General features: G+C 67.0%; 21 protein-coding genes. 10 read left to right on the forward strand and 11 right to left on the reverse strand.

Annotated features, from left to right (window positions below):
* Positions 1–18: 18 nt before the first annotated feature.
* From thiE to IGS68_RS06740, 3 genes are all read right to left on the reverse strand, one after another.
* Complete coding sequence (gene thiE, locus IGS68_RS06730; protein WP_201078324.1) at positions 19–657, reverse strand: thiamine phosphate synthase; 639 nt, start codon at positions 655–657, stop codon at positions 19–21.
* A gap of 84 nt (positions 658–741) precedes the next feature.
* Complete coding sequence (locus tag IGS68_RS06735) at positions 742–1,671, reverse strand: class I fructose-bisphosphate aldolase (RefSeq protein ID WP_201078325.1); 930 nt, start codon at positions 1,669–1,671, stop codon at positions 742–744.
* 86 nt (positions 1,672–1,757) lie between these two features.
* Positions 1,758–2,195 (reverse strand): hypothetical protein, encoded by a 438-nt coding sequence (locus IGS68_RS06740; protein WP_201078327.1) that lies wholly within the window; start codon positions 2,193–2,195, stop codon positions 1,758–1,760.
* A gap of 100 nt (positions 2,196–2,295) precedes the next feature.
* Here IGS68_RS06740 and IGS68_RS06745 point away from each other — a divergent pair, with 100 nt between their 5' ends.
* From IGS68_RS06745 to IGS68_RS06760, 4 genes are all read left to right on the forward strand, one after another.
* A complete protein-coding gene (locus IGS68_RS06745) occupies positions 2,296–3,315 on the forward strand; it encodes an efflux RND transporter periplasmic adaptor subunit (RefSeq protein ID WP_201078329.1) in 1,020 nt (339 codons plus the stop codon).
* A gap of 9 nt (positions 3,316–3,324) precedes the next feature.
* Positions 3,325–4,575: an ABC transporter permease gene (locus IGS68_RS06750; protein WP_201078331.1), complete on the forward strand. Its 1,251-nt coding sequence runs from the start codon at positions 3,325–3,327 to the stop codon at positions 4,573–4,575.
* Positions 4,572–5,279: an ABC transporter ATP-binding protein gene (locus IGS68_RS06755; RefSeq protein ID WP_201078333.1), complete on the forward strand. Its 708-nt coding sequence runs from the start codon at positions 4,572–4,574 to the stop codon at positions 5,277–5,279. Before IGS68_RS06750 ends, IGS68_RS06755 begins: the two co-directional genes overlap by 4 nt.
* Before the next feature lie 584 nt (positions 5,280–5,863).
* Positions 5,864–6,139: a hypothetical protein gene (locus IGS68_RS06760; protein ID WP_201078335.1), complete on the forward strand. Its 276-nt coding sequence runs from the start codon at positions 5,864–5,866 to the stop codon at positions 6,137–6,139.
* Positions 6,140–6,275: 136 nt separating this feature from the next.
* Here IGS68_RS06760 and hisS read toward each other — a convergent pair whose 3' ends face one another.
* A complete protein-coding gene (gene hisS / locus IGS68_RS06765; protein ID WP_201078337.1) occupies positions 6,276–7,637 on the reverse strand; it encodes a histidine--tRNA ligase in 1,362 nt (453 codons plus the stop codon).
* A gap of 179 nt (positions 7,638–7,816) precedes the next feature.
* On the opposite strand from hisS, the gene pyrC reads away from it, so the two are divergent.
* Entirely contained in the window at positions 7,817–8,875 is a 1,059-nt protein-coding gene (gene pyrC, locus IGS68_RS06770; RefSeq protein WP_201078339.1) for a dihydroorotase, read from the forward strand.
* A 28-nt stretch (positions 8,876–8,903) separates the two neighbouring features.
* Complete coding sequence (locus tag IGS68_RS06775; protein WP_201078341.1) at positions 8,904–9,617, forward strand: orotate phosphoribosyltransferase; 714 nt, start codon at positions 8,904–8,906, stop codon at positions 9,615–9,617.
* On the opposite strand, the gene IGS68_RS06780 is transcribed toward IGS68_RS06775, so the two are convergent.
* Together IGS68_RS06780 and IGS68_RS06785 are read right to left on the reverse strand one after the other, a co-directional pair.
* A complete protein-coding gene (locus IGS68_RS06780; protein ID WP_201078343.1) occupies positions 9,576–10,610 on the reverse strand; it encodes an alpha/beta hydrolase in 1,035 nt (344 codons plus the stop codon). The genes IGS68_RS06775 and IGS68_RS06780 overlap by 42 nt on opposite strands.
* Before the next feature lie 116 nt (positions 10,611–10,726).
* On the reverse strand, positions 10,727–11,476 hold the full coding sequence (locus IGS68_RS06785; RefSeq protein WP_201078345.1) for a hypothetical protein: 750 nt from the start codon (positions 11,474–11,476) through the stop codon (positions 10,727–10,729).
* 194 nt (positions 11,477–11,670) lie between these two features.
* Here IGS68_RS06785 and IGS68_RS06790 point away from each other — a divergent pair, with 194 nt between their 5' ends.
* Together IGS68_RS06790 and IGS68_RS06795 are read left to right on the forward strand one after the other, a co-directional pair.
* Positions 11,671–11,892, forward strand: coding sequence for a hypothetical protein (locus IGS68_RS06790; RefSeq protein ID WP_201078347.1), 222 nt, complete (start codon positions 11,671–11,673; stop codon positions 11,890–11,892).
* Between the two features lie 297 nt (positions 11,893–12,189).
* The gene (locus IGS68_RS06795) at positions 12,190–12,813 is read left to right on the forward strand and encodes a LysE family translocator (protein ID WP_201078349.1); all 624 of its coding nucleotides are present in this window, start codon (positions 12,190–12,192) and stop codon (positions 12,811–12,813) included.
* Positions 12,814–12,820: 7 nt separating this feature from the next.
* Here IGS68_RS06795 and IGS68_RS06800 read toward each other — a convergent pair whose 3' ends face one another.
* Positions 12,821–13,624 (reverse strand): SDR family NAD(P)-dependent oxidoreductase, encoded by an 804-nt coding sequence (locus IGS68_RS06800; protein ID WP_201078351.1) that lies wholly within the window; start codon positions 13,622–13,624, stop codon positions 12,821–12,823.
* A gap of 238 nt (positions 13,625–13,862) precedes the next feature.
* Here IGS68_RS06800 and IGS68_RS06805 point away from each other — a divergent pair, with 238 nt between their 5' ends.
* Both IGS68_RS06805 and IGS68_RS06810 read left to right on the forward strand, forming a co-directional pair.
* Positions 13,863–14,312 (forward strand): MaoC family dehydratase, encoded by a 450-nt coding sequence (locus IGS68_RS06805; protein ID WP_201078353.1) that lies wholly within the window; start codon positions 13,863–13,865, stop codon positions 14,310–14,312.
* A gap of 132 nt (positions 14,313–14,444) precedes the next feature.
* On the forward strand, positions 14,445–15,389 hold the full coding sequence (locus IGS68_RS06810; RefSeq protein ID WP_201078355.1) for a bifunctional riboflavin kinase/FAD synthetase: 945 nt from the start codon (positions 14,445–14,447) through the stop codon (positions 15,387–15,389).
* A 9-nt stretch (positions 15,390–15,398) separates the two neighbouring features.
* Here IGS68_RS06810 and IGS68_RS06815 read toward each other — a convergent pair whose 3' ends face one another.
* The 4 genes from IGS68_RS06815 to ftsA form a co-directional block, all read right to left on the reverse strand.
* A complete protein-coding gene (locus IGS68_RS06815) occupies positions 15,399–16,910 on the reverse strand; it encodes a class I SAM-dependent methyltransferase (protein WP_201078357.1) in 1,512 nt (503 codons plus the stop codon).
* 100 nt (positions 16,911–17,010) lie between these two features.
* A complete protein-coding gene (lpxC, locus tag IGS68_RS06820; RefSeq protein ID WP_201078359.1) occupies positions 17,011–17,925 on the reverse strand; it encodes a UDP-3-O-acyl-N-acetylglucosamine deacetylase in 915 nt (304 codons plus the stop codon).
* 316 nt (positions 17,926–18,241) lie between these two features.
* Positions 18,242–20,053, reverse strand: a complete 1,812-nt coding sequence (gene ftsZ / locus IGS68_RS06825; protein ID WP_201078361.1) for a cell division protein FtsZ — start codon at positions 20,051–20,053, stop codon at positions 18,242–18,244.
* Between the two features lie 189 nt (positions 20,054–20,242).
* Positions 20,243–21,511 (reverse strand): cell division protein FtsA, encoded by a 1,269-nt coding sequence (gene ftsA, locus IGS68_RS06830; RefSeq protein WP_201078363.1) that lies wholly within the window; start codon positions 21,509–21,511, stop codon positions 20,243–20,245.
* Between the last annotated feature and the right edge of the window lie 103 nt (positions 21,512–21,614).

A 21,614-nucleotide genomic window follows, 5' to 3' on the forward strand; every position in this document is an offset into this window, starting at 1 on the left:
ACCGGTCCGCGGCGGCGGTCAGGTGGCTCCCGAGGCCGCCTCGATCGCCGCGTTGAACGCCTTGACCCCGGCGCCCGGACCCTCCGGATGGTTCCACACCGCCGTCACGACGCAGATGAAGTCGGCGCCGGCCTTGACCAGGGGGGCGCAGTTCTCCGGCGTGATGCCCCCGATCGCCACGCAGGGGACTTCCATCATCTCCGACCACCATTGCAGCAGGTCGGGCTCCGGCCGGTAGTGGGACGGCTTGGTCGTGGTCGGATAGAACGCGCCGAACGCGACATAGTCGGCGCCGGCCTCCGCCGCCTCCATCGCCAGGTGGCGGCTGTCGTGGCAGGTCACGCCGACGATGGCATCGGCCCCCACGGCCTTCCGCGCCTTGGCATAGGGCCAGTCGCTCTGGCCCACATGCACGCCGTCGCATCCCGTCTCCGCCGCGAGGTCGGGCCGGTCGTTCAGGATGAAGGCGACGCCGCGCGACTGCGAGATCGGTCGCAGCACGTCGACGGCGCGGCGCACCGTGTCGTCGTCAACGTCCTTCAGCCTGAGCTGGATGCAGGCGACGTCGCCTGCGTCCAGGGCTTGCGCCAGCTGGTCGGCGAACACGGCCGGATCCAGGGCCGGCGGCGTGCAGAGATAGAGGCGGCAGTCCGCCATGGGAGAAAACTCCGCCAGAAATGAAGACGCTCCCCCGGATCCGGGCGACGGGAGCCCGGCCCGGGGGAGCGGAAGGCCCGGGAGTTATTCCTTCCCGAGATAGATCTTCACCAGCCGGTCGAGCAGGGCCAGCGCGTCCTCGCGGGACCGCTGGAAGCTGTTGCGGCCGATGATCGAGCCGTTGCCGCCGCCGTCGCGGATCGCCCGCGCGTCGTCGAAGATGGCATCCTCGCCCTTGTGGGCACCGCCCGAGAAGACCACGATGCGGCGGCCGTTGAAGCAGGACTGCATGACATGGCGGACCCGCTCCGGCAGGGTGCCGATCGGGATCTGGCGCTCCTGGTAGACCTTCTTGGCCTCGGCGTTCTCCAGATAGTCGGTCGGAAGCTTGACCTTGATGACGTGGGCGCCGAGCAGGGCCGCCATGTGGGCGGCATAGGCGATCACGTCGACGGCCAACTCGCCGTCCTTGGTGACGGGGCCGCCGCGGGGATAGGACCACAGGACCGTGGGGATGCCGTAGCTCTTTGCCTCGGCGCTCAGTTCCCGGATCTCCTCGTACTGCTGGTACATGGCGTCGGAGCCGGGATAGATGGTGAAGCCGATGGCCGTGCAGCCTAGCCGCAGCGCGTCCTTGACGCTGGCGGTCACGGCCTGGTCGGCGGCTTCCTTCTGGCGCGACAGGCTGTTGGCGCTGTTCATCTTCAGGATGGTCGGGATGGCGCCCGCGAAGCTGTCGGCACCGGCCTCCAGCGGGCCCAGGGGAGCCGCATAGGCGCTCAGGCCGGCGTCGATCGCCATCTGGTAGTGGTAGTGCGGGTCATAGCCGGCGGGATTGGGCGCGAAGCTGCGCGCCGGGCCATGCTCGAACCCCTGGTCCACCGGCAGGATGATCAGCTTGCCGGTACCGCCGAGACGGCCTTCCATCAGGATGCGGGCGAGGTTGCCCTTGGTTCCCGGATTGTCGCTCTCGTAATTGGCGAGGATCTCTTTGACGCGGCGCGTGATCTTCATGGTCCAGGTCCCGATTTGTTTTCTGTCGGAAATGCGGCTTTGCATAGCCGTTCGGGGCACCGTTTGCAACGCTGCGTCGGTTCGCCCTATGGGTTTACCGCGAGCCATTCGCGGCATCCCCTGACGGGGTCGCGGAAGAAGCGCGGATCGAAGACCGGACCGGCAAAACCATACAGCGTGCCTCCCGCCGTTTCCGCGATGGCCCGGACGCGCGTCCAGGCCGGCACCGAGTCGGCCAGAAGCAGATGGCGGACCCCGACCCGCAGCGCGGCCAGGGCGTGGCCGGGCTGTCCGCCGCAGTCCAGCACCGCCGTCACCGGCACGTCCGGATAATCCGCCGATCCCATGCACACCAGGGCATGGAACCAGGAGGCCCCGGCGGATCCGGCCGCCCCGGGGAAGCTCAGCACGGTGAGCGGGCGCCCGAGGTCCGCCGCCGCGGCGAGGGCGGCGCGCAGGCCGTCGATTCCGTGGACGAGGACGGCCGGGGGAACGGTGGGGGGTGGAAGGGAAGAAAGGATCAAGACGCTGCTCGCCGGCTCTGCCCCAAGCATGGGAAGGTTGGCACTTCCCCTTCCTATATAGGAGGATGCCGGAGGCTTGAACGATCATGTCGGCGGATAGATGCACAGGATCAGGCGCGGATTCCTCATAACCACCTTCCTCCTGGCCTGCTCCATCCTCGCCCTGGGTCTGTTCCAGTATCTTTACGGGGTTCCCGCGGTCGCGACGGCGACGGTCGGCCGCGGGCCGGCGGTCGAGGCGGTCTATGCCAGCGGCACGGTGGAGCCGGTCTCCTGGGCCAAGGTCCAGCCGCTCGGCACCGGCCGGATCGCCTCGGTCGAGGCGTTCGAGGGCGACGCGGTCAAGACCGGCCAGATCCTGATGCGGCTGGACGACCGCGAGCACCGGGCCGCGGTCGCCCAGCTCGAAGCCGAACTGCGCTTCCTGCGGTCCGAACTCGACCGGGTGTCCGAACTGGCGCGGCGGGGCGTCACCACGACGCAGGTGGAGGAGCGAGCCCGCAGCCAGCTCGACCAGGCAGCCGCCACCCTCAACGCGGCCCGCCAGCGGGTCGAGGACCATCGCCTGAGGGCGCCCATGGACGGCATGGTCCTGCGCCGCGACGGCGAGATCGGGGAGATCGCCCGGCCCGAGGACGTCCTGTTCTGGATCGGCCAGCCCAGCCCCCTGCGAATCGAGGCGGAGGTGGACGAGGAGGACATCCCCCAGATATCCTCCGGCCAGCCGGCCCTTATCAAGGCCGACGCCTTCGCCGGCCGCGTCCTGGACGGCACGGTGGCCGACATCACGCCGAAGGGCGATCCGGTCAACAAGAGCTATCGGGTCCGGATCGCCCTGCCGCCGGACACGCCGCTGATGATCGGCATGACGGTGGAGACCAACATCGTGGTGCGCCGGGAGGATGCCGCCCTGCTGGTGCCCCAGTCCGCCCTGTCCGCCGGCCATCTCTTCGTGGTGCGGGACGGACGCGCGGAGCGGCGGCCCGTCGTCATGGGCGTGGTCGGGCAGGGCGTCGTGGAGATCCGGGAGGGCCTGGCGGAAGGGGAGACCGTGGTGCTGGACCCGCCGCCGGGGCTGGCCGACGGTTCGTCGGTCCGGCCGAATCGGCAGCGATCCTGAGGGGCCGCCATGCCGCGCCCGCTTCTCCTCGATCTGGCATTGACCCATATTCTGGGCCGCAAGCGGCAGACGATCGTGTCCGTCATGGGCGTGGCGCTGGGCGTGGGGTTCTTCATCGCCATGGCGGCGCTGATGCAGGGCTTCCAGAGCTACTTCGTCGATACCGTGATCAACGCGTCGCCCCACATCACCGTGCGCGACCAGTTCCGGGAGCCGGCGGTCCAGCCCGTCGCCGCGGCCTTCCCCGGCGGCGCCGTGGCCCTTCACGGGCTGAAGCCGCGGAACGAGATTCGCGGCATCCGCAAGGCCGGCACCCTCGTCGCGGCGCTGTCGGAGTGGCCGGGCCTGTGGGTGGCCCCGTCGCTGACCGGGCAGGTGATCCTGCGCTACGGCAGCGCCGACCAGAGCGCCAGCCTGATCGGCATCGTGCCGGAGCGCGAGGTGCGCGTCACCCAGCTGGAGCAGGACATGGTCGAAGGCCGCCTCGCCGACCTGTCCAGCGCCGCCAACGGCATCGTGATGGGCGTGGGGCTGGCGGACAAGCTGGGTGCCAAGATGGGCGACAGCCTCAACGCGATCTCGCCGGCCGGGGTGATCCTGCGGGTCAAGCTGGTCGGGCTGTTCCGTACCGGCATCGTCAACCTCGACGAGGGGCAGGCCTATATCCTGCTGAAGAAGGCCCAGATCCTGCAATCCAGGGCCAACGTGATCAACCAGATCCGCATCCGCCTGGACCGGGTGGACGACGCCCGCGAGGTGGCGGCCCGGATCGAGTCGCTCTACGGCTACCGGGCCGAAAGCTGGCAGGAGGCGAACGAGGGCGTGTTCGGCGTCTTCAGGATCCAGAACGCCATCATGTATTCCACCGTCGGCGCCATCATGGTGGTCGCGGCCTTCGGCATCTTCAACATCATCTCGACCGTGGTGTACGAGAAGTCTCGGGACATCGCGATCCTGAAGAGCATCGGCCTGACCGAGTCCGACATCCGCCGGACATTCCTGATGCAGGGACTGATGATCGGAGTCATCGGCGCGGTGCTGGGCTGGCTGATCGGCTTCGGGCTGACGTCGCTGCTCGCCAGCATCCGGTTCGATGTCGGCGGCATGGTCCGCAACGACCGCTTCTTCCTGGAATGGTCGCTGACCCATTACTGGATCGGCGGTCTGTTCTCCCTGGCGGCGTCGGGCGTGGCGGCCTGGATACCGGCGCGCCGCGCAGCGGGCGCGAACCCGGTTGACATCATCCGCGGTGCGGCATGAAGCCGGTGGTCGAGGCGAGGGGCGTCGGCCGCGTGCTGCCCGGCCTTGTCCCGGTGACGCTGGTCGACGGCATCGACCTCGCCATCGGGGAGGGGGAGTTCGTCGCGATCACCGGCCCCTCCGGCTCCGGCAAATCGTCGCTGCTCTATCTGCTGGGGTTGCTCGACCGGCCGACCTCCGGCTCGATCCTCCTGGAAGGCCGCGACACCGCGGAGGCCGATGCCGCCGAATTGGCGGCGCTGCGGCTGTCCAAGCTGGGCTTCGTCTTCCAGTTCCATTTCCTGCTGCCGGAATTCACGGTTCTGGGCAACGTGATGATCCCCATGCGCAAGCTCGGCGGCAGCCCGGAGACGGAGTTGCGGAAGCGTGCCGAAGGTCTGCTGGAAGACCTGGGGCTGGGCGACCAAACCTCCAAGCTGCCGTCCCAGCTTTCCGGCGGACAACGCCAGCGCGTCGCCATAGCGCGGGCGCTCGCCAACCGGCCGCGGGTGATCCTGGCCGACGAGCCGACCGGCAACCTGGACACGAAGAGCGCCCAGACGGTCTTCGACATCTTCGCCCGGCTGACGCGCGAGACGGGCACGACGGTGATCACGGTGACCCACGACGAGGGGTTGGCGGCGCAGACCAGCCGGCGGGTCAGTCTGGTGGACGGGCGGCTGGCAATGAGGTCATCGATTGACGCTTCACCGACGTCTGAATAACAATTTAAAAGTTTATCTTTTAGCTTATCTTATTGCGCCGATATGCTGTCAGATCTACTGATAGTCATCTTTATATCAACCGGCCGATACCATCTTTATCTATGATACGACCGGCATTGAAACTTTACCAGTTTGGAACGTTAGAGCGGTCCTCGATCAGGTTGAACCGCTCCGGTCCTCGCAGCCTGCCGTATCACTCGCCGCACTGTGTTGCGCCATGGGCGCAACCTACGGCTCGATGCAGGGCGGAGGTGATGCGGGCCGACGATCGTAGGTTGCGCCCATGGCGCAACGCATCGGATCAGCTGTCTCGGGCGGATCGACCTGACCGGGGACCGCTCCAATGCCAGGCTGTAAACGTCCGACATCTCTGCCGGAACTCGACTACCGATCCTCAATGCTGTTGACATGAGACTATCATTAGTTTGACCCGTAGTATAAACACCATCGTATGAAGCAGATTAGATGGTTTCAGAAGTCGAATTCATGTTTCTATAGTAATTGTATTCTTGAAATATTTTAGGCGGATAGGAAGTGTATAGTCGCTCTGCACTACCATGAAGAAATCAAGAAATGACATTTCAATGTCCGTCGATTCCACTATCGTGACAAGCAGCGTGGCCATTCCCGCCTTCGTCTCCGTCATGTTCTCGCCCGACAAGGTGGCCGCGTACAGCTGCGCCCGGATGTGGAGCCAGAAAGATGACGCCAATCCGGTCACGATCGAGCTGACGAGCACCACGATCACCCTCAACCTCGTGCGAGGGGTTCCCTTGTTCGGCGCCTGGAAGGCAATGGAGCCGGACGGCGTTTGGACCCATTGGAACACCGGCTATTTCCGGGTTTGCGCGACCAAGTGACGGAAGACATGACCCCGCCGTAAGCCGGATTGCGCCGTCCGTGGCACGGAGCCGGCGAGGTCAATTCATGCCAAGGATGGCCACCGAAAGCGCCGAAGGCCGGAGATACCGCCGGGATCATCTCCGGCCATCGCCGTTATCTCTGGCCATCGATCAAGCCGCGCACCCGCTCTGCCAGTTCCGCCCGCGGCACGTCGTGCTGCTCGCCCTTGCCCAGGTCCTTCAGCGTCACCGTGCCGCGTGCCTGCTCGTCGGTGCCCATCAGGACGGCGAAGCGGATGCCGGCGCGGTCGGCGTATTTGAGCTGCTTGGCGATCTTGGAGGCTTCGAACTGCACCTCCGTGTTGATCCCGGCGTCGCGCAACTCGGCGGCGATCGCGAGATAGTCGGCGGACAGCGCCGGGTCCAGCTGGGTCACCAGGACGGCGCTGGTGCTGCCGTCGCCCTTGATGACGCCCGCCTCCTTCAGCTGGTAGAACAGCCGGGTGGCGCCGATCGAGATGCCGACGCCCGGCAGCCTCGACTTGGTGTAGTGGCTCGCCAGATTGTCGTAGCGCCCGCCGGAGCAGACGCTGCCCACCCCGGGGAAGTCGTTCAGGAAGGTCTCGTAGACCGTGCCGGTGTAATAGTCCAGCCCGCGCGCGATGGCCGGGTTGATCCGGTAGAACTCCTCCGGGACCTTCAACGCCTTCAGGCCGGCCAGCACGGCGTCCAGCTCCGCCAACCCCTGGGCGAACAGGTCGCTCCTGCCCGCCATGGCGCCCAGGGCCGCCATGATCTCGGCATTGGTGCCGGTCAGGCCGATGGCGTCCAGCAACCGCGTCGCAAGCTCGCGGTCCAACCCGATCCCCTCGCCGGACAGGCTCTCGATCACCTTGTCGCGGCCGATCTTGTCCAGCTTGTCGATCTCGCGGAGCGCCAGCTTGCGCCGCTCGCCGTCCTCGATCGAGAAGGTCTCGAACAGGCCGGCCAGCATCTTGCGATTGTTGAAGTTGATGGTGAAGCCACCGACGTCCAGTTCGCGGAAGACATGGTAGATCACCGCCGGCATTTCGGCGTCATAGGCGACCGGCAGCGTGTCCTTGCCGATCACGTCGATGTCGCACTGGTAGAATTCGCGGAACCGCCCCTTCTGGGCCCGCTCGCCGCGATAGACCCGCTGCATCTGATACCGGCGGAACGGGAAGGCCAGGTCGTGCTCGTGCTCGGCCACATAGCGGGCCAGCGGCACGGTCAGGTCGAAGCGCAACGCCAGCTCGGCGTCCTTGCCTTGCTGCCGCGCGCCGGTGGACTGGACGAAATAGACCTGCTTCTCGGTCTCGCCGCCGGTCTTGGTCAGCAGCACGTCCACCGTCTCGAACACGGGGGTTTCCACCGGCAGGAAGCCGAAGCGCTCGTATCCGCGCCGGATGGTGTCCAGGAAGCGCTGGAAAGCGATCTGGTCCTTGGGCAGCAGTTCCATCACGCCCGGCGGGGTCTTGGCTTGGATCAGGCTCATGTCGGTTTTCTTCGGGGGCCGGATTTTTCGGGGAGCTTCAACAGGGCCGGCAATCTAGCGGCTTCCGATGTCCTGCGCAAACCAGACCACCGCCTATGCCGGTTGAGCCAGCCGCGCAAAGCCTCTAAAACCCGCTGAGGCGAATGCCGGAAGATCCCCCCGTCAGCGGACCGCATGCGATGTCAGACACGCCGAACAGCCTCACCATACGCCGTCCCGACGACTGGCACCTGCATCTGCGCGACGGCGCCATGCTGAAGGCGGTGCTGCCCTTCACCGCCCGTCAGTTCGGCCGCGCCATCATCATGCCGAACCTCAAGCCGCCGGTCACCACCGTGGATCAGGCGAAGCGCTACGCGGCGGAGATCCGCGATGCATTGCCGGAAGGCTCGACCTTCCAGCCGCTGATGACCTGCTACCTGACCGACGGCGCCGATCCGGACGAGATCGCCCGCGGCCACGAGGAAGGCGTCTTCACCGCGGTCAAGCTCTACCCGGCGCACGCCACCACCAACTCGGCCCACGGCGTGACCGACCTGGACAAGGTCGCGGGCGTGCTGGAGCGGATGCAGCGCATCGGCATGCCGCTGCTGGTCCATGGCGAGGTGACCGACCAGGACGTGGACATCTTCGACCGCGAGGCCGTGTTCATCGACCGCGTCCTAGCGCCGCTGCTGAAACGCTATCCGGAGCTCAAGGTGGTGTTCGAGCATATCACGACGGAGGAGGCGGCCGACTTCGTCTCCGCCGACGCCAGCGGCCGGCTGGGCGCCACCATCACCGCCCATCATCTGGTGATCAACCGCAGCCACATCTTCGCCGGCGGCATCCGCCCGCATCTCTATTGCCTGCCGATCGCCAAGCGCGAGCGCCACCGGCTGGCGCTGCGCCGTGCCGCCACGTCGGGGGCGGCGCCGTTCTTCCTCGGCACCGACAGCGCTCCCCATCCGGTCACCGCCAAGGAAAGCGCCTGCGGTTGCGCCGGCGTCTTCACGGCGCCGACCGCGGTGGAGGTCTATGCCCAGGTCTTCGCGGAGGAGGGGGCGCTCGACCGGTTCGAGGCGTTCGCCAGCCTCAACGGCCCTCGCTTCTACGGGCTGGATCCCAATCCGGACACGATCACGCTGGACCGGACCGGCCAGACCGTCCCCGACATCGTCCTGTCCGCCGACGGCGACGCCGTGCTGCCCTTCCGGAGCGGCGAGCGCCTGGACTGGCGCCTTGTCCCCGAATCCTGACTTCTGACTCCTGCCACGGACCCCGCCCATGACCTCGCCCCACGCCTCGCTCGGCACGACCTACGATCCGGACTTCATTGCCACGCTCACCGCCAAGATGCTGATCGAGATCAAGGCGGTGCATTTCAACGGCGACAAGCCGTTCATCTTCACGTCCGGCTGGGCCAGCCCCGTCTATATCGACTGCCGCAAGATCATCTCCTATCCGCGCGCCCGCGGCGCCGTGGTGGATTTCGCGGCGGCCACCCTGGCCCGGGAGGTCGGGTTCGAGTCGATCGACATCGTCGCCGGCGGCGAGACCGCGGGCATTCCGTTCGCCGCCTGGATCGCCGACCGGCTGGCCCTGCCGATGCAGTATATCCGGAAGAAGCCCAAGGGCTTCGGCCGCAACGCCCAGATCGAGGGCGACGTGGTGGAGGGGGCCCGCACCCTGCTGGTCGAGGACCTGACCACCGACGGCAAGAGCAAGATCAACTTCGTCCAGGCGCTCCGCGATGCCGGCGCCCGGGTATCCGACACCTTCGTGGTCTTCCACTACGGCATCTTCCCGCAAAGCCGCACCAACATGGCCAACATGGGCGTGCGCCTGCACGCGCTGGCGACCTGGTGGGACGTGCTTCGCGTCGCCAAGGACAACAATTATTTCGACACGCACACCCTGGGCGAGGTCGAGAAGTTCCTGAACAACCCGGTGGACTGGTCAGGCGCCCATGGCGGCGTCGCCGAGTATCCCTCCTCGTAGGGCGGGCGCTTCCGGCAGCACCTCGGCCAGGAAGCCGTCGATATCGGCCCAGGCCCGCGCGCGGAGATCGTCGGCCTCCATCATGATCTCGTGCCGGGCCTCGGGGTAGCGCACCAGCCGGCACTTGTGGTAGCGCCGGCACAGGTCCCGGTGCGCCTCGGGGGGGATCAGCGGGTCCTGCACCGGGCTCAGCACCAGCATGGGCAGATCGACGGCCGCCGACGTCTCCGGCCGGGCCAGCAGGTCCACCGAGCGGAAGGTCGCGTGCAGCCACGCCCAGGTGACTCCGCCGACCCGCAGTTCCGGATGGGCGCGGAACCACTGGTGATGGACCGCCCAGCGCCTCGCGTCGTGGGTGACGGGGTTGGTCGCGAAATCCTGCCGGTCCGGATCATAGTCGCCCTGCCCGAGGGCATAGGCGGTGCCGAACCCGGCGAGGCTCATCAGCGCCGCCAGAGCGCGCACCACGGGGCGGGGGAACCCCTGCGTGTCGATGTCCGCCATCGGCGCCGACAGCACGGCGGCGGCGAAATGATGCCAGCCCGACGTAAGGTAGCGCGCCGCGACATGCCCGCCCATGGAATGGGCATAGAGCACCAGCGGCCCGGCCTGCCGCGGCACGACGACCCGTTCCAGGAAGACCTGCAGGTCTTCCTCCAGGATCGCGAAGTCGGTCAGGTAATGCCGTTCATGGCGGGGCGGCGGCAGTGGCCGGGTGGAAAGCCCCTGGCCGCGCCAATCCAGGCTGAAGACGCGGAACCCGCGCGCGTTCCAGTCACGCGCCAGTTCGGTGTACTTCTCGATGAACTCCGACCGCCCGTTCAGCATCAGCAGCGTCGCCCGGGGCGCCCCGTCGGGCTCCCAGCAGGCATGGCGGACCACCGCCCCATCCGGCAGGGTCAGCCAGCCGATGGCCGGCGGCGGTTCCGGGCGAACGGGCGCTGCCGCCGCGAGGTCGGCTGGGGATGCGGCGGATGTGGCCAAGTCCGGCACGGGGGGCTCCGATGAACGACGATCACTTCTGATTGCCAGGATCCCGCAAGACTTGGCAAGGCGGTATCAACACTGCTCGCCGGAAACGTTCCCGCCAGTCTCACGGTGCAGGATCATCAGACGGCCGCCTTGAACTTGGCAAATTCCGTCGAAGCCTGGCCGAAGGCGATCACCTTGCTCACTTGTCCGAGAAAAGCCTTGTCTTCCGGACGGAGGTCGCCGTGCTCGGCATACACTGATTCGTTCGCCACGGTTGGGAATGCATTCTTCAGATCGAACATTTCGGAGAAGCAGGCGGGCACCGTACCGCGAGACGCCAGCGATACGATGAATGCGATGGGGCACGCTTGTTCCGCATCCAGAATCACGTTTGCCACCCTGTAGACCCGTCCGCTGGCACCGTGGAAAGTCTCGTTCTCGCGCAGCCTTTCTCCGACGAATTCCCGGAGGCGTTCAGTGACGGCATGGCGGAACTCGACTTCGGTTTGGCGTCTGACTTCTAGAACATGGTCCGCGACCAGACGCGATGCATTTGCGACCAGTGCGATGGCCACAGCAAGATCGGTGCTGTCGGTGTTTCTGGCAACCCGGCCATCGTCCAGTTTGCAGCCGTAATCGGCGACCAGCGGCGCCAATCTTCTAGCGATCTGGCGGGTGAAGTGAATACCTTCGGATGCGAGAAACATCGCGCCGGAACTGGCGTCGTGAACGGCCAATCCGGATCGCGTCTGCTCCACGACGACTGTCACGCAGTTGCCATTCGGGTATATGACAGGCGTAGTTACCTCGATGCCCAGATTGGTCTCTTCTGCGGAAATCAAGGAGCGAGCAATTCGCTCCACCTCCGTTGGCATAACCTTGTTCATTTAAGGTCCAGCTTCAGCTGCTCCCTATCATACGGAGGAGGTCGATATGGATATGGGTAAATTATATGGCAATTCCGGCAGAATTCGTCAAGCCATTCCGCATGCGACATTGTCCTCGTATCTGGTTGTGCTTCGAAGAGAGGCCATGCCTGCCAATGTGTACATGAGGTTGATTTCCCGGTAAGCAAATTCCGATGACTGCGGGCAGGCTCTACGTCAAGCCGAAATACACACTTGTTGTAAAACAGCAGATTGAAGTTCAATTTTCTTGGGATTCGCCTCAAGTGGGCGGTCAATTCAAGGCGGTCAGCACCTTTCCTAAAACCTGCCGTTTCCAAACGAATGGTGGCGGCAGCGTACTCCGAGTGATCGCGGGTTCGCCAACGGATTCGGTTCATCGCCAGTTTCGGCGATGAGAAGAATGTCTCGACCGACAAATCTCGATCATCCAAAGGTCAGGCCCATCCAGGAATATGGCTAAGCCGATCACGACTCGCCGGCCAGCTTCAGACAGGGCCTAGTTAGGCGGGAAAAGTTATTAAAAGTTTTAAACCCAAAACCTCGATTCGAGCATTCCGAGCAGATGGAGCGCGGCGTACGCGACGTCGTGCCCTGACCGGAACACCGAATGACGCCCTTGCCCGCAGGTTCCAGGAATTGCAGGATGCCGCCATCCTCGAAGACCGATGCCCTGAACGGACAGGTGGAAAACCATGGAAGCCTCGATCCTGCTGGCGGCCGCGACGGCGGGAGCCATCGTCGTCCTGACGCCAGGGCCGGCCGTACTGGCCCTGCTGGGGATCGGTGCCGCCCAGGGGCGGCGGGCCGGGGCGGGGTTCCTGGTCGGGCATCTGGTCGGCGATACCTTGTGGGCGATGCTGGCGCTGACCGCGCTGATCGGCGCCAAGGTCATAGCGCCGGTCGTGTTCCAGGTGCTGGCGCTGGCCTGCGGGGCATACCTGCTCTATCTCGGAGCCCGCGCCGTCCTGGTCCGGCGCGACGCCTCCGGGCAGGTCTCCACCTCCGTCCGGCGGCCCCTGGCCCGCGGCCTGATGTTCGGGGTCACCAATCCCAAGAGCTATCCGGTCACCCTGTCCGTCTTCACGGCGCTGCTGGCCCAGGACCTGGAGTCCCTGACCGCGGCCAACGCGCCGCTCCTGCTGGGCGCGGTGTTCGCGGGGTTCCTGGTCGCGGACGCCATCCTGATCTGGCTGGTGGGAACGCCGCCGCTGCGCCGCCTGTACCGGTCGGGGGAGATCTGGATCATCCGCGCGACCGGGGTGATGTTCATCGGCTTCGCCGTCAGCACCCTGTGGCACGCCCTGCGCGCCGGGTGATCCGGCGTCACATCTGGCGCGGCTTCAGCCGGTTGGCCTTGCCGAGGATCGACATGATCGCCCCGGCACCCGTGGTCGCGATGCGGCGCGGGATCAGGAAGGGCGTCAGCGCCGCCCGCGTGCCCATGCCGACCACATGGACGGTGCGGTGGCCGAGGTTCTCCAGCCCCTCGCGGGCGACCTTCATCGGGTCGTCGGCGCCTGGAAGCTTCCCCAGGTCGAAGCCGGAGCGCTCGCTGAACTCGGTGCGGGTGGCGCCGGGGCAGAGCACCAGCAGATCCAGCGGGTCGCGCCTCGTCTCCTCCCGAAGGCCTTCGCCATAGGCCAGCACGAAGGACTTGGTCGCCGAATAGGTCGTGAGCAGCGGGATCGGCTGGAAGGCGGTCGTGCTGGACACCAGGATCAGCCCGCACCGCCGGCCATCGCGCCGGGCGCGCTCGATCATGCCCGGCAGCAGCGCGCGGGTCAGCACGGTCGGGGCGACGACGTTCAGTTCCACCGTCGCCAGCTCGTCGTCCGGGTCGTTGTCCAGGACTCGGGCGAAGCGGCCCGCCCCGGCATTGTTGATCAGCAGGTCGATCTCGCATTCGGACGCCTTGTCCAGCAGCTTGTCGCGGCCTTCACGCGTGGAAAGATCGGCGGCGACCGTCTCCACCGTGCGGCCCGACCTCTCCAGCTCGGCGCGCCGTTCGGAGAGCCTCTCCTCGTTGCGTGCGACGAGCAGCAGGTTGGTGCTTTCCGGAAGCAGCCTGGCGAAGGCGGCGCCGATGCCGGTGGTGCCGCCGGTGATGAGAGCGAAGCCGTGACTCATGCTGTGCCATCCTTTGAAGTGCCGGGAGTCCCTGACGGGAAGTGCGGCGGATCCGATAGACGGTTGCTCGGGTAGCCGGAAAGTCAAACGCGCCGGGCCGATTCAACAGGTATCGGGAACTAACCTCTCCTTCATAAGTCTTATGGGATGGTGGCTTGGGCGCGGTTATGCCGCATTGCGAAAAAACAGCTTCGTGATGCACAATCCGTGTGCAATAGGAATTGGAAGAGGTCGGATTATGGATGACGTGCGCGGTGCCAACGACGGCCTGACCGGGTTTTTTCTCGAGGACCTCTTCGTCGGCCAGTCCGCCGTATACGCGCGGACCGTGACCGACGCCGACATCGTGCTGTATGCCGGCGTTTCGGGCGACACCAACCCGGTGCATCTCAACCAGGAATTCGCCAGCACCACCATGTTCCAGGGCCGCATCGCCCATGGCATGCTGACCGCCAGCCTGATCTCGACCGTGCTCGGCACCAAGCTGCCCGGCCCCGGCTGCATCTATCTGAGCCAGAACCTGAAGTTCAAGGCGCCGGTCAAGCCGGGCGACACCGTGCAGGCGCGCGTCACCGTCACCGAGGTCTTCCCCGAGAAGCGGCGCGTCGCGGTCAAGACGGTCTGCACCGTGGCGGGCAACGTGGTGATCGACGGCGACGCCCTGCTGATGGTCCCCTCGCGCATGTGACGGACGGGAGGTCCGCTCCCCGGGGACCGTGGGCCACCGGGCTCGGCGCGCTTACCACGCGCCGCTCGCCGCCTATATACATCCTTGTTCTTTTGAGCTAATCGAGGTCCGGGCGGCGAGGGGGTGCCCGGTATGAGACTATTCAGACACTATACAGACCTGCCGGAGGACGCGCGCGGCGCCGTGGTGGCGCTGGGCAACTTCGATGGCGTCCATAGCGGTCACCGGATCGTCATCGGCACCGCCGCCGACATCGCCAGGGCCAGCGGCAAGCCGCTCGCCGTGCTCACCTTCGAACCCCATCCGCGCAGCCTGTTCCGGCCGGCCGACGCGCCGTTCCGCCTCACTCCCTTCCGCACCAAGGCCAGGCATATCGAGGATCTCGGGGTCGATCTGCTGTTCGTGATCCATTTCGACCAGACGTTCTCCCAACGGACGGCGCAGCAATTCGTCGACGAGGTGCTGCTGGCCGGACTGGGTGCCAGCCACGTGGTGGCCGGCTATGACTTCGTGTTCGGCCACAAGCGCGGCGGCGACGTCGGTTTCCTATACCAGGCGGCACGGATCGCGGACTTCGGCGTGACCGAGGTGAAGCCCGCCGCCGACGCCGCGGGCGGGGTATTCTCCTCCACCCGCGTGCGCGACCTCCTGGCCGCGGGGAATCCCCGGGAAGCCGCCGTCGTCCTGGGCCGCCCCTGGGAGCTGGAGGGCAGGGTCGAGCATGGCGACCAGCGGGGCCGCACCATCGGCTTCCCGACCGCCAACCTGGAATTGGGAGAGTATCTGCGCCCCCGTTACGGAGTCTATGCCGTGCGCGCCGGCATCGACCAGGGGCCGCAGACGGTCTGGACGGACGGCGTCGCCAATCTCGGCCGGCGACCGACGGTCGACGGCCTGAAGGAACTGCTGGAGGTCCATCTGTTCGACTTTTCCGGCGACCTCTATGGCCGGCACCTGCGGGTGCAGATGATCGATTTCATCCGGCCGGAACGCAAGTTCGAGAGCTTCGACGCGCTGAAGCAGCAGATCCTGGCCGACGCGGAAACCGCGCGCCGGCTGCTGGCCGCGGAAGCCTGACGACGCGCGTCACTCGGCGACGCCCAGCTGGCTCAGCACCAGCAGGCGCCCCGCCGCGAAGGCTTCGATACGCTCCGCGATCTCCGTCAGGTTGCCGGCCTCGCTCTCCAGCGTCCTGCCATCCTTGACGAGGCGCTGGCCCCGTCCGGCCAGCACGTTCCAGACGAACCGGGCCGGATCCCCGGCCCCGTCCCGCCATGCCGACAGGGTCAGGCCTTCCAGCAGGTTGACCTCGACGCCGCTCCCCAGTACCGGCGACGCCAGATGGACCGAGCTTTCCAGGCCGGCCCTCTGCCTGTCCAGCATCGCCGCGTTGAAGCGGCGCGTCGAGGCCAGCCGTCCGGGCAGGCCCGCCCGCGGCAGCGCGGGGCCGATCAGGTCCAGCCCTACCAGCGTCATGACCGCCTCCAGCCCCAGGCCATGTCCCCGTTCGGCCAGGGCCGGCAGGGCGAGCAGGCTCGAAAGCGGCTGCGGTTCCCCCGCCAGGGTGTCCAGCACGGTACCATGGACCGCCCCCTCCATCCGGAAATCGCCGGCCGGGACCGCGACGCGGCCGGGACAGGCCTCGCGCGGCGTGACAAGGGCCAGGACGGGGTCCGGGGCCGGCCGGGCTCCCGGCCGGACGAAAACGTCGCGCCGGAACGGCTGACCGGTGATGAAGTCCTTCGCCGTCTCGCGGAATGTCGGGTCGTGGATACCGGCCAAGGCCGGCCGTGCCGCCGCCGGGATCGTCAGGGCTTCGACCCGGTCCATCAGGTGGGCCGATCCGGCGAAGCCCAGCCCGGCCTCCGCCATCTCGGCCGCGACGTCGGCGAAGTAGAACAGCGTCCAGTCCCGGTTGAAATATTCGTGGGCCAGATAGGCCGGCGACTTCTCCGCGATCTGGTCGAGGCGGGACGCCGCGGCGGGATTGCGTTCGAAATAGCGCGCCCCAGCGTCGCGTAGGGCGCCGGCGAACCCGACCGCGTCGCGGATGCGGCCTTCCAGCGGCCCGGTGCCGAGGGAGGCATGGTCGGCCATGAGCCGGCGGAGCGGCGCCGCTGCGGTCCAGCCGGGCAGGGCGTTGTAGCTCAGATAGACCAGGCCGCCCGGCTTGAGTCGCCGCCGGACCAGCTCGGCCACATGCCGGCGGTTCTCCGCGCTGATCCAGGAATAGACGCCTTGCAGCGTGATGAAGTCGAGATCCGGCAGATCCTCGTCCAGCAGCTCGGCGAAGCTCCGTTCCAGCCAGGTCACGTTGGCGAGGCCGGCCGATTCGGAGAGCGCCCGGGCGTTCCGGATATGGGCGGGGTTCAGGTCGGCGGCGAAGAACCGGCCGTGGGGCAGGGATGCGGCATGAAGCGCCGTCGAGCGTCCCTGGCCGCAGCCCAGTTCCAGATAGGTGAAGGGCAGTCCGGGATCGGGACTGCCGAGGCCGGCGGCCTGCGCCGCGAAGCCGAGCCGCACCGGCCCCAGTTCGGGATAGAATCCGCCGGTATACTCTATCTCGGTCACGTAGCCCGACGCGCGATCCCCGGACATGGCCCGCCCCTCCGCTGAGGGCTCCATCAGAACGAAAAAGGCACCGGAAGGGAAGCCCTCCGGTGCCTTTCGGGATGGTCGGTCCGGTTTCGGACGCCGATCAGGCGACGGCCGCGATCTTCTCCCGGGCCCATTCCGCCGGCGTCGCACCGGCTTCGTCGGCATCGACATGGCACCAGGCGGTCTGGTCGGCGAACATGGCGCGCAGCAGCTGGTTGTTCAGCGCATGGCCCGAGCGGCAACCATGGAAATGGCCGATGATCGGCGCGCCGGCCAGATACAGGTCGCCGATGCTGTCCAGGATCTTATGGCGCACGAACTCGTCCGTGTAGCGCAGGCCGCCCTCGTTCAGCACCTTGTCGCCGCTGATGACGATGGCGTTGTCCAGCGAACCGCCGCGAGCCAGGCCCAGCTTCCGCATCTGGTCGACCTCGTGAAGGAAGCCGAAGGTGCGGGCGCGGGCCAGTTCGGCCTTGAAGGTGCCGCTGCCGAGCTTGACGTAGGTCTCCTGGCGGGCGACCGCGGCGCTGGCGAAATCGATCTCGAAGCTGAAGCCGGTCACCGGCGAGGGCGACAGGCTGGCGAAGCGGGTCTGGTCGCCGACCGTCACCTGCTTGAGGACCTTGATCAGGCGGCGCGGCTTGTCCTGCTGGCGGATGCCGGCGCACTCGATCAGGAACACGAAGGGAGCCGAGCTGCCGTCCATGATCGGCACTTCAGGGCCGTTCAGCTCGATCACTGCGTTGTCGATGCCGCAACCGCGAAGCGCTGCCATCAGGTGCTCGATCGTGCCGACCGAAACGCCGGCGTCGTTGGCGACCACGGTGCACAGCTTGGTATCGGTCACCCGATCCCAGTCGGCCCGAATGGTCGCGCGGTCGGCCGGCTGGTCGGTACGCACGAACACGATGCCGGTATTCACATCCGACGGCATCAGGCGCATGGAGACCTTGGACCCGGAATGCAGGCCGATGCCGGTGCAGTTGATCGGGCTCTTCAGCGTCTGCTGAAACATCGTCTCGTTACTCTGGCTTTGCTCGGACACTTGATTACCTGCTATGCGTCGTGTGGGCAATACTTCGATAAGCACTCGGCTGTCGTGGGCGTTACCCACGATCAATACCTATCAAGTCCCGCGCCAGAGCACAAATCACTCTTTGTTACGGATTGTTACGCAGTTGCGGCATAGTCCTCGAGTGATGGTCATCACACCCGTGTCCTCTTGCTTCAAGCATTGGGCCAAGAAAAAAGCCCCCGGCCGCGAGGGCGGGGGCTCTTTCCGGTACCGGTCCGCGTGACCCGCGGGCGCCTCGGCGCCCGCGGGTCACGGGTCAGTTGGCTTGGCGGCGCAGGAAGGCGGGGATGTCCAGCATCTCCTCTTCGGCGTGGCTCATCTTGGCCGGACGGTCCATCGGCTCGGCCGCCGGGCGGGGTGCCTGCGGCGCGCCGCCCGGAGCCTGCTTGACGCTTGCCGGCGGGGCCGGCGGCTGCGGCGCCTGGCGGGCCTGCTGCTCGGGTTCCGAACCTTCCATGATCCGCCGGCCCAGGCCGGTCACCCGCTCGAACAGCGAGCTGCCGCGCTTCTTCGGGGCCGCCTCGGGCAGGGCCGCCGTGGGGGCGAGATAGCGCTCGGTGTTGAGGTTCTGGCTCTGCGGACGCGGACCGGAGTCGGCCGGACGCGGAGCGATGAAGACGCCGTCCTGGTTCTGGCCGCGCAGCGGACCGCTGACCCGTTCGGGCTCGCGGCCGCGAGGCGGGGCCGCCAGTTCCGACTGGTGATGGGCCGGCTGGCCTTCCATGTGCTGCGGCGCCGGGGGGGCCGCCGGCTCGGCCGGCGGCGCATAGACGGCGGGCGTCGGCTCGGGATGCTGGTACTGCTGCGGTTCGATGGGGAACGACCGGACGGTGTTGCCGACCGCGGCGTGGCCCTGGTGCGGCGCATGCATCTGGGGCGCGTAGCCCTGGGGACCACCCTGGCCCTGGCCGCCATGGCCCTGGGCCGCGCCCGGATGGATCGGGGCGGCGACCAGCGTGTGGTGGTAGTCGGTCGGCTGGCGGGCCTGGTCGGCGCGCGCGACGAGGCCCGCGGGTCCCGGGGCCGGCGAAACGGTCTTGCGGCCGCCGCTGACCACGCTCAGCCCGTTGGTCGCCGCGGCGGGGCGGGGATGGGCGATCTTCTCGGCCTCGATGCCGGTGGCGACCACCGAGACGCGCATGCGGCCGTCGAGGTCCTGGTCGAAGGTCGAGCCGAAGATGATGTTGGCGTCGGGATCGACCTCGTCGCGGATGCGGTTGGCCGCCTCGTCGACCTCGAACAGCGTCATGTCCATGCCGCCGGTGATGTTGATCAGCACGCCGCGCGCGCCCTTCATGGACACGTCGTCCAGCAGCGGGTTGCTGATCGCGGCCTCGGCCGCGTCGATCGCCCGGCGCTCGCCCGACGCCTCGCCGGTGCCCATCATGGCCTTGCCCATCTCGGTCATCACCGACCGGATGTCGGCGAAGTCGAGATTGATCAGGCCGGGCATCACCATCAGGTCGGTCACGCCGCGCACGCCGGAATGCAGCACGTCGTCGGCCATCTTGAAGGCGTCGGCGAACGTGGTCTTCTCGTTGGCGATGCGGAACAGGTTCTGGTTCGGGATGATGATCAGGGTATCGACGAACTGCTGGAGCTCGTTGATCCCGGTCTCGGCCAGGCGCATGCGGTGCGCGCCTTCGAAGTGGAACGGCTTGGTCACCACGCCGACGGTCAGGATGCCCTGCTCCCGCGCGGCCCGCGCGATCACCGGCGCCGCGCCGGTGCCGGTGCCGCCGCCCATGCCGGCGGTGATGAAGACCATGTTGGCACCTTCCAGGTAGCCCATGATCTCGGCCAGCTGCTCCTCCGCCGCGGCGCGGCCGACGTCCGGGCGCGAGCCGGCGCCCAGGCCGCGCGTGATCGTGGTGCCGAGCTGGAGGCGCTTCTCCGCCAGGGCGCCCTTCAGCGCCTGCGCATCGGTGTTGGCGACGACGAACTCGACGCCTTCCAGGTTCGACTTGATCATGTTGTTGACGGCGTTGCCGCCAGCCCCGCCGACGCCGAACACCGTGATGTGCGGCCGCAGATCCACTTCGATTTCCGGCATGCTGAGATTGATCATGACAGCCTCCAGTTCCCTTCGAATTCGCCCGAATTCAATTCCATGAATTCATGTTGGTTTTCACACCGCCGGTCAGTGCCGGCCTGCATATCGCCCGTCGTGTCCGATCGCTTTCACGGATGCGGGCGTCTCTGTCCCGGCATCCGCGCGGCGCGCTGTTCCGCTTTGTCGACTGTTCCTGGCCCCGGCTCATAGGTTCTCCTTCAGCCAGAGGCTCACGCGTCCCCAAAGATGTTTCGGCGGTTCCGCCTCGGCGCTGAAGCCCGGAAGCTCCGCGTGGCTCTGCACCGCGAAGGCCAGCAGCCCCGCCGCCGTCGAGAAGGCGGGACCGCCGGTGGCTTCCGCCAGCCCGTCGATCCGCATCGGCCGGCCGAGCCGGACCTGCTTGTCCAGGATGAGCTGGGCCAGCTCGCGCGTGCCCGGCAGCTGGCTGGCGGCGCCCGTCAGCACGACCCGGCGGCCGGCCACCTTGCCCATGCCGCTGACTTCCAGGCGGGCGCGGACCAGTTCGAAGATCTCCTCCAGCCGGGGCTGGATGATGCCGACCAGCAGGGACTTGGGGACGTGGTTGGCCTGGGCCGGCTCGTCCTCGCCGACCTGGGGCACGTCGATGATCTCGCGCTCGTCGGCGACGTTGGCGATGGCGCTGCCGTACAGGGTCTTCATGCGCTCCGCGTGGGCCACGGGCGTGGTCAGGCCCCGCGCGATGTCGTTCGTCACGTGGCTGCCGCCGACCGGCACGCAGTCGGTGTAGACGCACTTGCCGTCGAAGAAGACCGAGATGGTCGTGGTGCCGCCCCCCATGTCGATCAGGGTGCAGCCCAGCTCCATCTCGTCCTCGACCAGGGCCGCGAGGCCGCTGGCGAAGGGGGAGACGACGAAGCTCTCGATGTCCAGGTGGCAGCGGGCGACGCAGGTGGCGAGATTGCGGACCGCGCTCGATCCCGCGGTCACGGTGTGGAGCTGGACTCCCAGCTTCTCGCCGAACATGCCGCGGGGGTCGCGGATGCCGCGGTTGCCGTCCATCGAATAGCCGACCGCGATGGAGTGGATCAGCTCCTGGTCGGCGTTGCCCTGGAACTGGCGAGCCTGGGCCAGGGCCCGGCGCACGTCGGCGTCGCCGACCTCGTGCCCGCCGATCGGGATCTCGACGTTGGTCGTCTGCGAGACCGGCTGGCCGCCGGAGATGTTGACCAGCACCTCGCGGATCGTCTCGCCCGCCATCTGCTCCGCGGCGTGGACGGTCGTGCCGATCGCCTGTTCCGCCGCGTCCATGTCGACGATGGTGCCGGCCCTCAGGCCGCGTGATACCTGATGGCCGATCCCGATGATCCGCAACGCGCCGCCATCCTCGACCCGCGCGATGAAGCAGCAGACCTTGGTTGTGCCGACGTCCAGCGCGGCGATTACCCCGCCGCGCACCGGTCGCTTCACTCTCTTGCTCCCGTTGAAGGCCATCGCTTCGCTCGCAGTCCCCTCAGGCCTCGGCCTAACGCAGTAATCACTTTATCATCCCAAGATACAGTATTTCAAACGGCGATTGCCTTACTGCATTTGGTAT

The sequence above is a fragment of the Skermanella sp. TT6 genome, from assembly GCF_016653635.2.
GTDB lineage: Bacteria > Pseudomonadota > Alphaproteobacteria > Azospirillales > Azospirillaceae > Skermanella > Skermanella cutis.

Excerpts from the sequence above, each read along its gene's own strand:
- thiE (WP_201078324.1), bottom strand. The coding sequence starts at position 657 with ATGGCGGACTGCCGCCTCTATCTCTGCACGCCGCCGGCCCTGGATCCG.
- IGS68_RS06735 (WP_201078325.1), bottom strand. The coding sequence starts at position 1,671 with ATGAAGATCACGCGCCGCGTCAAAGAGATCCTCGCCAATTACGAGAGC.
- IGS68_RS06745 (WP_201078329.1), top strand. The coding sequence starts at position 2,296 with ATGCACAGGATCAGGCGCGGATTCCTCATAACCACCTTCCTCCTGGCC.
- IGS68_RS06750 (WP_201078331.1), top strand. The coding sequence starts at position 3,325 with ATGCCGCGCCCGCTTCTCCTCGATCTGGCATTGACCCATATTCTGGGC.
- IGS68_RS06755 (WP_201078333.1), top strand. The coding sequence starts at position 4,572 with ATGAAGCCGGTGGTCGAGGCGAGGGGCGTCGGCCGCGTGCTGCCCGGC.
- IGS68_RS06760 (WP_201078335.1), top strand. The coding sequence starts at position 5,864 with ATGTCCGTCGATTCCACTATCGTGACAAGCAGCGTGGCCATTCCCGCC.
- hisS (WP_201078337.1), bottom strand. The coding sequence starts at position 7,637 with ATGAGCCTGATCCAAGCCAAGACCCCGCCGGGCGTGATGGAACTGCTG.
- pyrC (WP_201078339.1), top strand. The coding sequence starts at position 7,817 with ATGTCAGACACGCCGAACAGCCTCACCATACGCCGTCCCGACGACTGG.
- IGS68_RS06775 (WP_201078341.1), top strand. The coding sequence starts at position 8,904 with ATGACCTCGCCCCACGCCTCGCTCGGCACGACCTACGATCCGGACTTC.
- IGS68_RS06785 (WP_201078345.1), bottom strand. The coding sequence starts at position 11,476 with ATGAACAAGGTTATGCCAACGGAGGTGGAGCGAATTGCTCGCTCCTTG.
- IGS68_RS06790 (WP_201078347.1), top strand. The coding sequence starts at position 11,671 with ATGACTGCGGGCAGGCTCTACGTCAAGCCGAAATACACACTTGTTGTA.
- IGS68_RS06795 (WP_201078349.1), top strand. The coding sequence starts at position 12,190 with ATGGAAGCCTCGATCCTGCTGGCGGCCGCGACGGCGGGAGCCATCGTC.
- IGS68_RS06800 (WP_201078351.1), bottom strand. The coding sequence starts at position 13,624 with ATGAGTCACGGCTTCGCTCTCATCACCGGCGGCACCACCGGCATCGGC.
- IGS68_RS06805 (WP_201078353.1), top strand. The coding sequence starts at position 13,863 with ATGGATGACGTGCGCGGTGCCAACGACGGCCTGACCGGGTTTTTTCTC.
- IGS68_RS06810 (WP_201078355.1), top strand. The coding sequence starts at position 14,445 with ATGAGACTATTCAGACACTATACAGACCTGCCGGAGGACGCGCGCGGC.
- IGS68_RS06815 (WP_201078357.1), bottom strand. The coding sequence starts at position 16,910 with ATGTCCGGGGATCGCGCGTCGGGCTACGTGACCGAGATAGAGTATACC.
- lpxC (WP_201078359.1), bottom strand. The coding sequence starts at position 17,925 with ATGTTTCAGCAGACGCTGAAGAGCCCGATCAACTGCACCGGCATCGGC.
- ftsZ (WP_201078361.1), bottom strand. The coding sequence starts at position 20,053 with ATGATCAATCTCAGCATGCCGGAAATCGAAGTGGATCTGCGGCCGCAC.
- ftsA (WP_201078363.1), bottom strand. The coding sequence starts at position 21,511 with ATGGCCTTCAACGGGAGCAAGAGAGTGAAGCGACCGGTGCGCGGCGGG.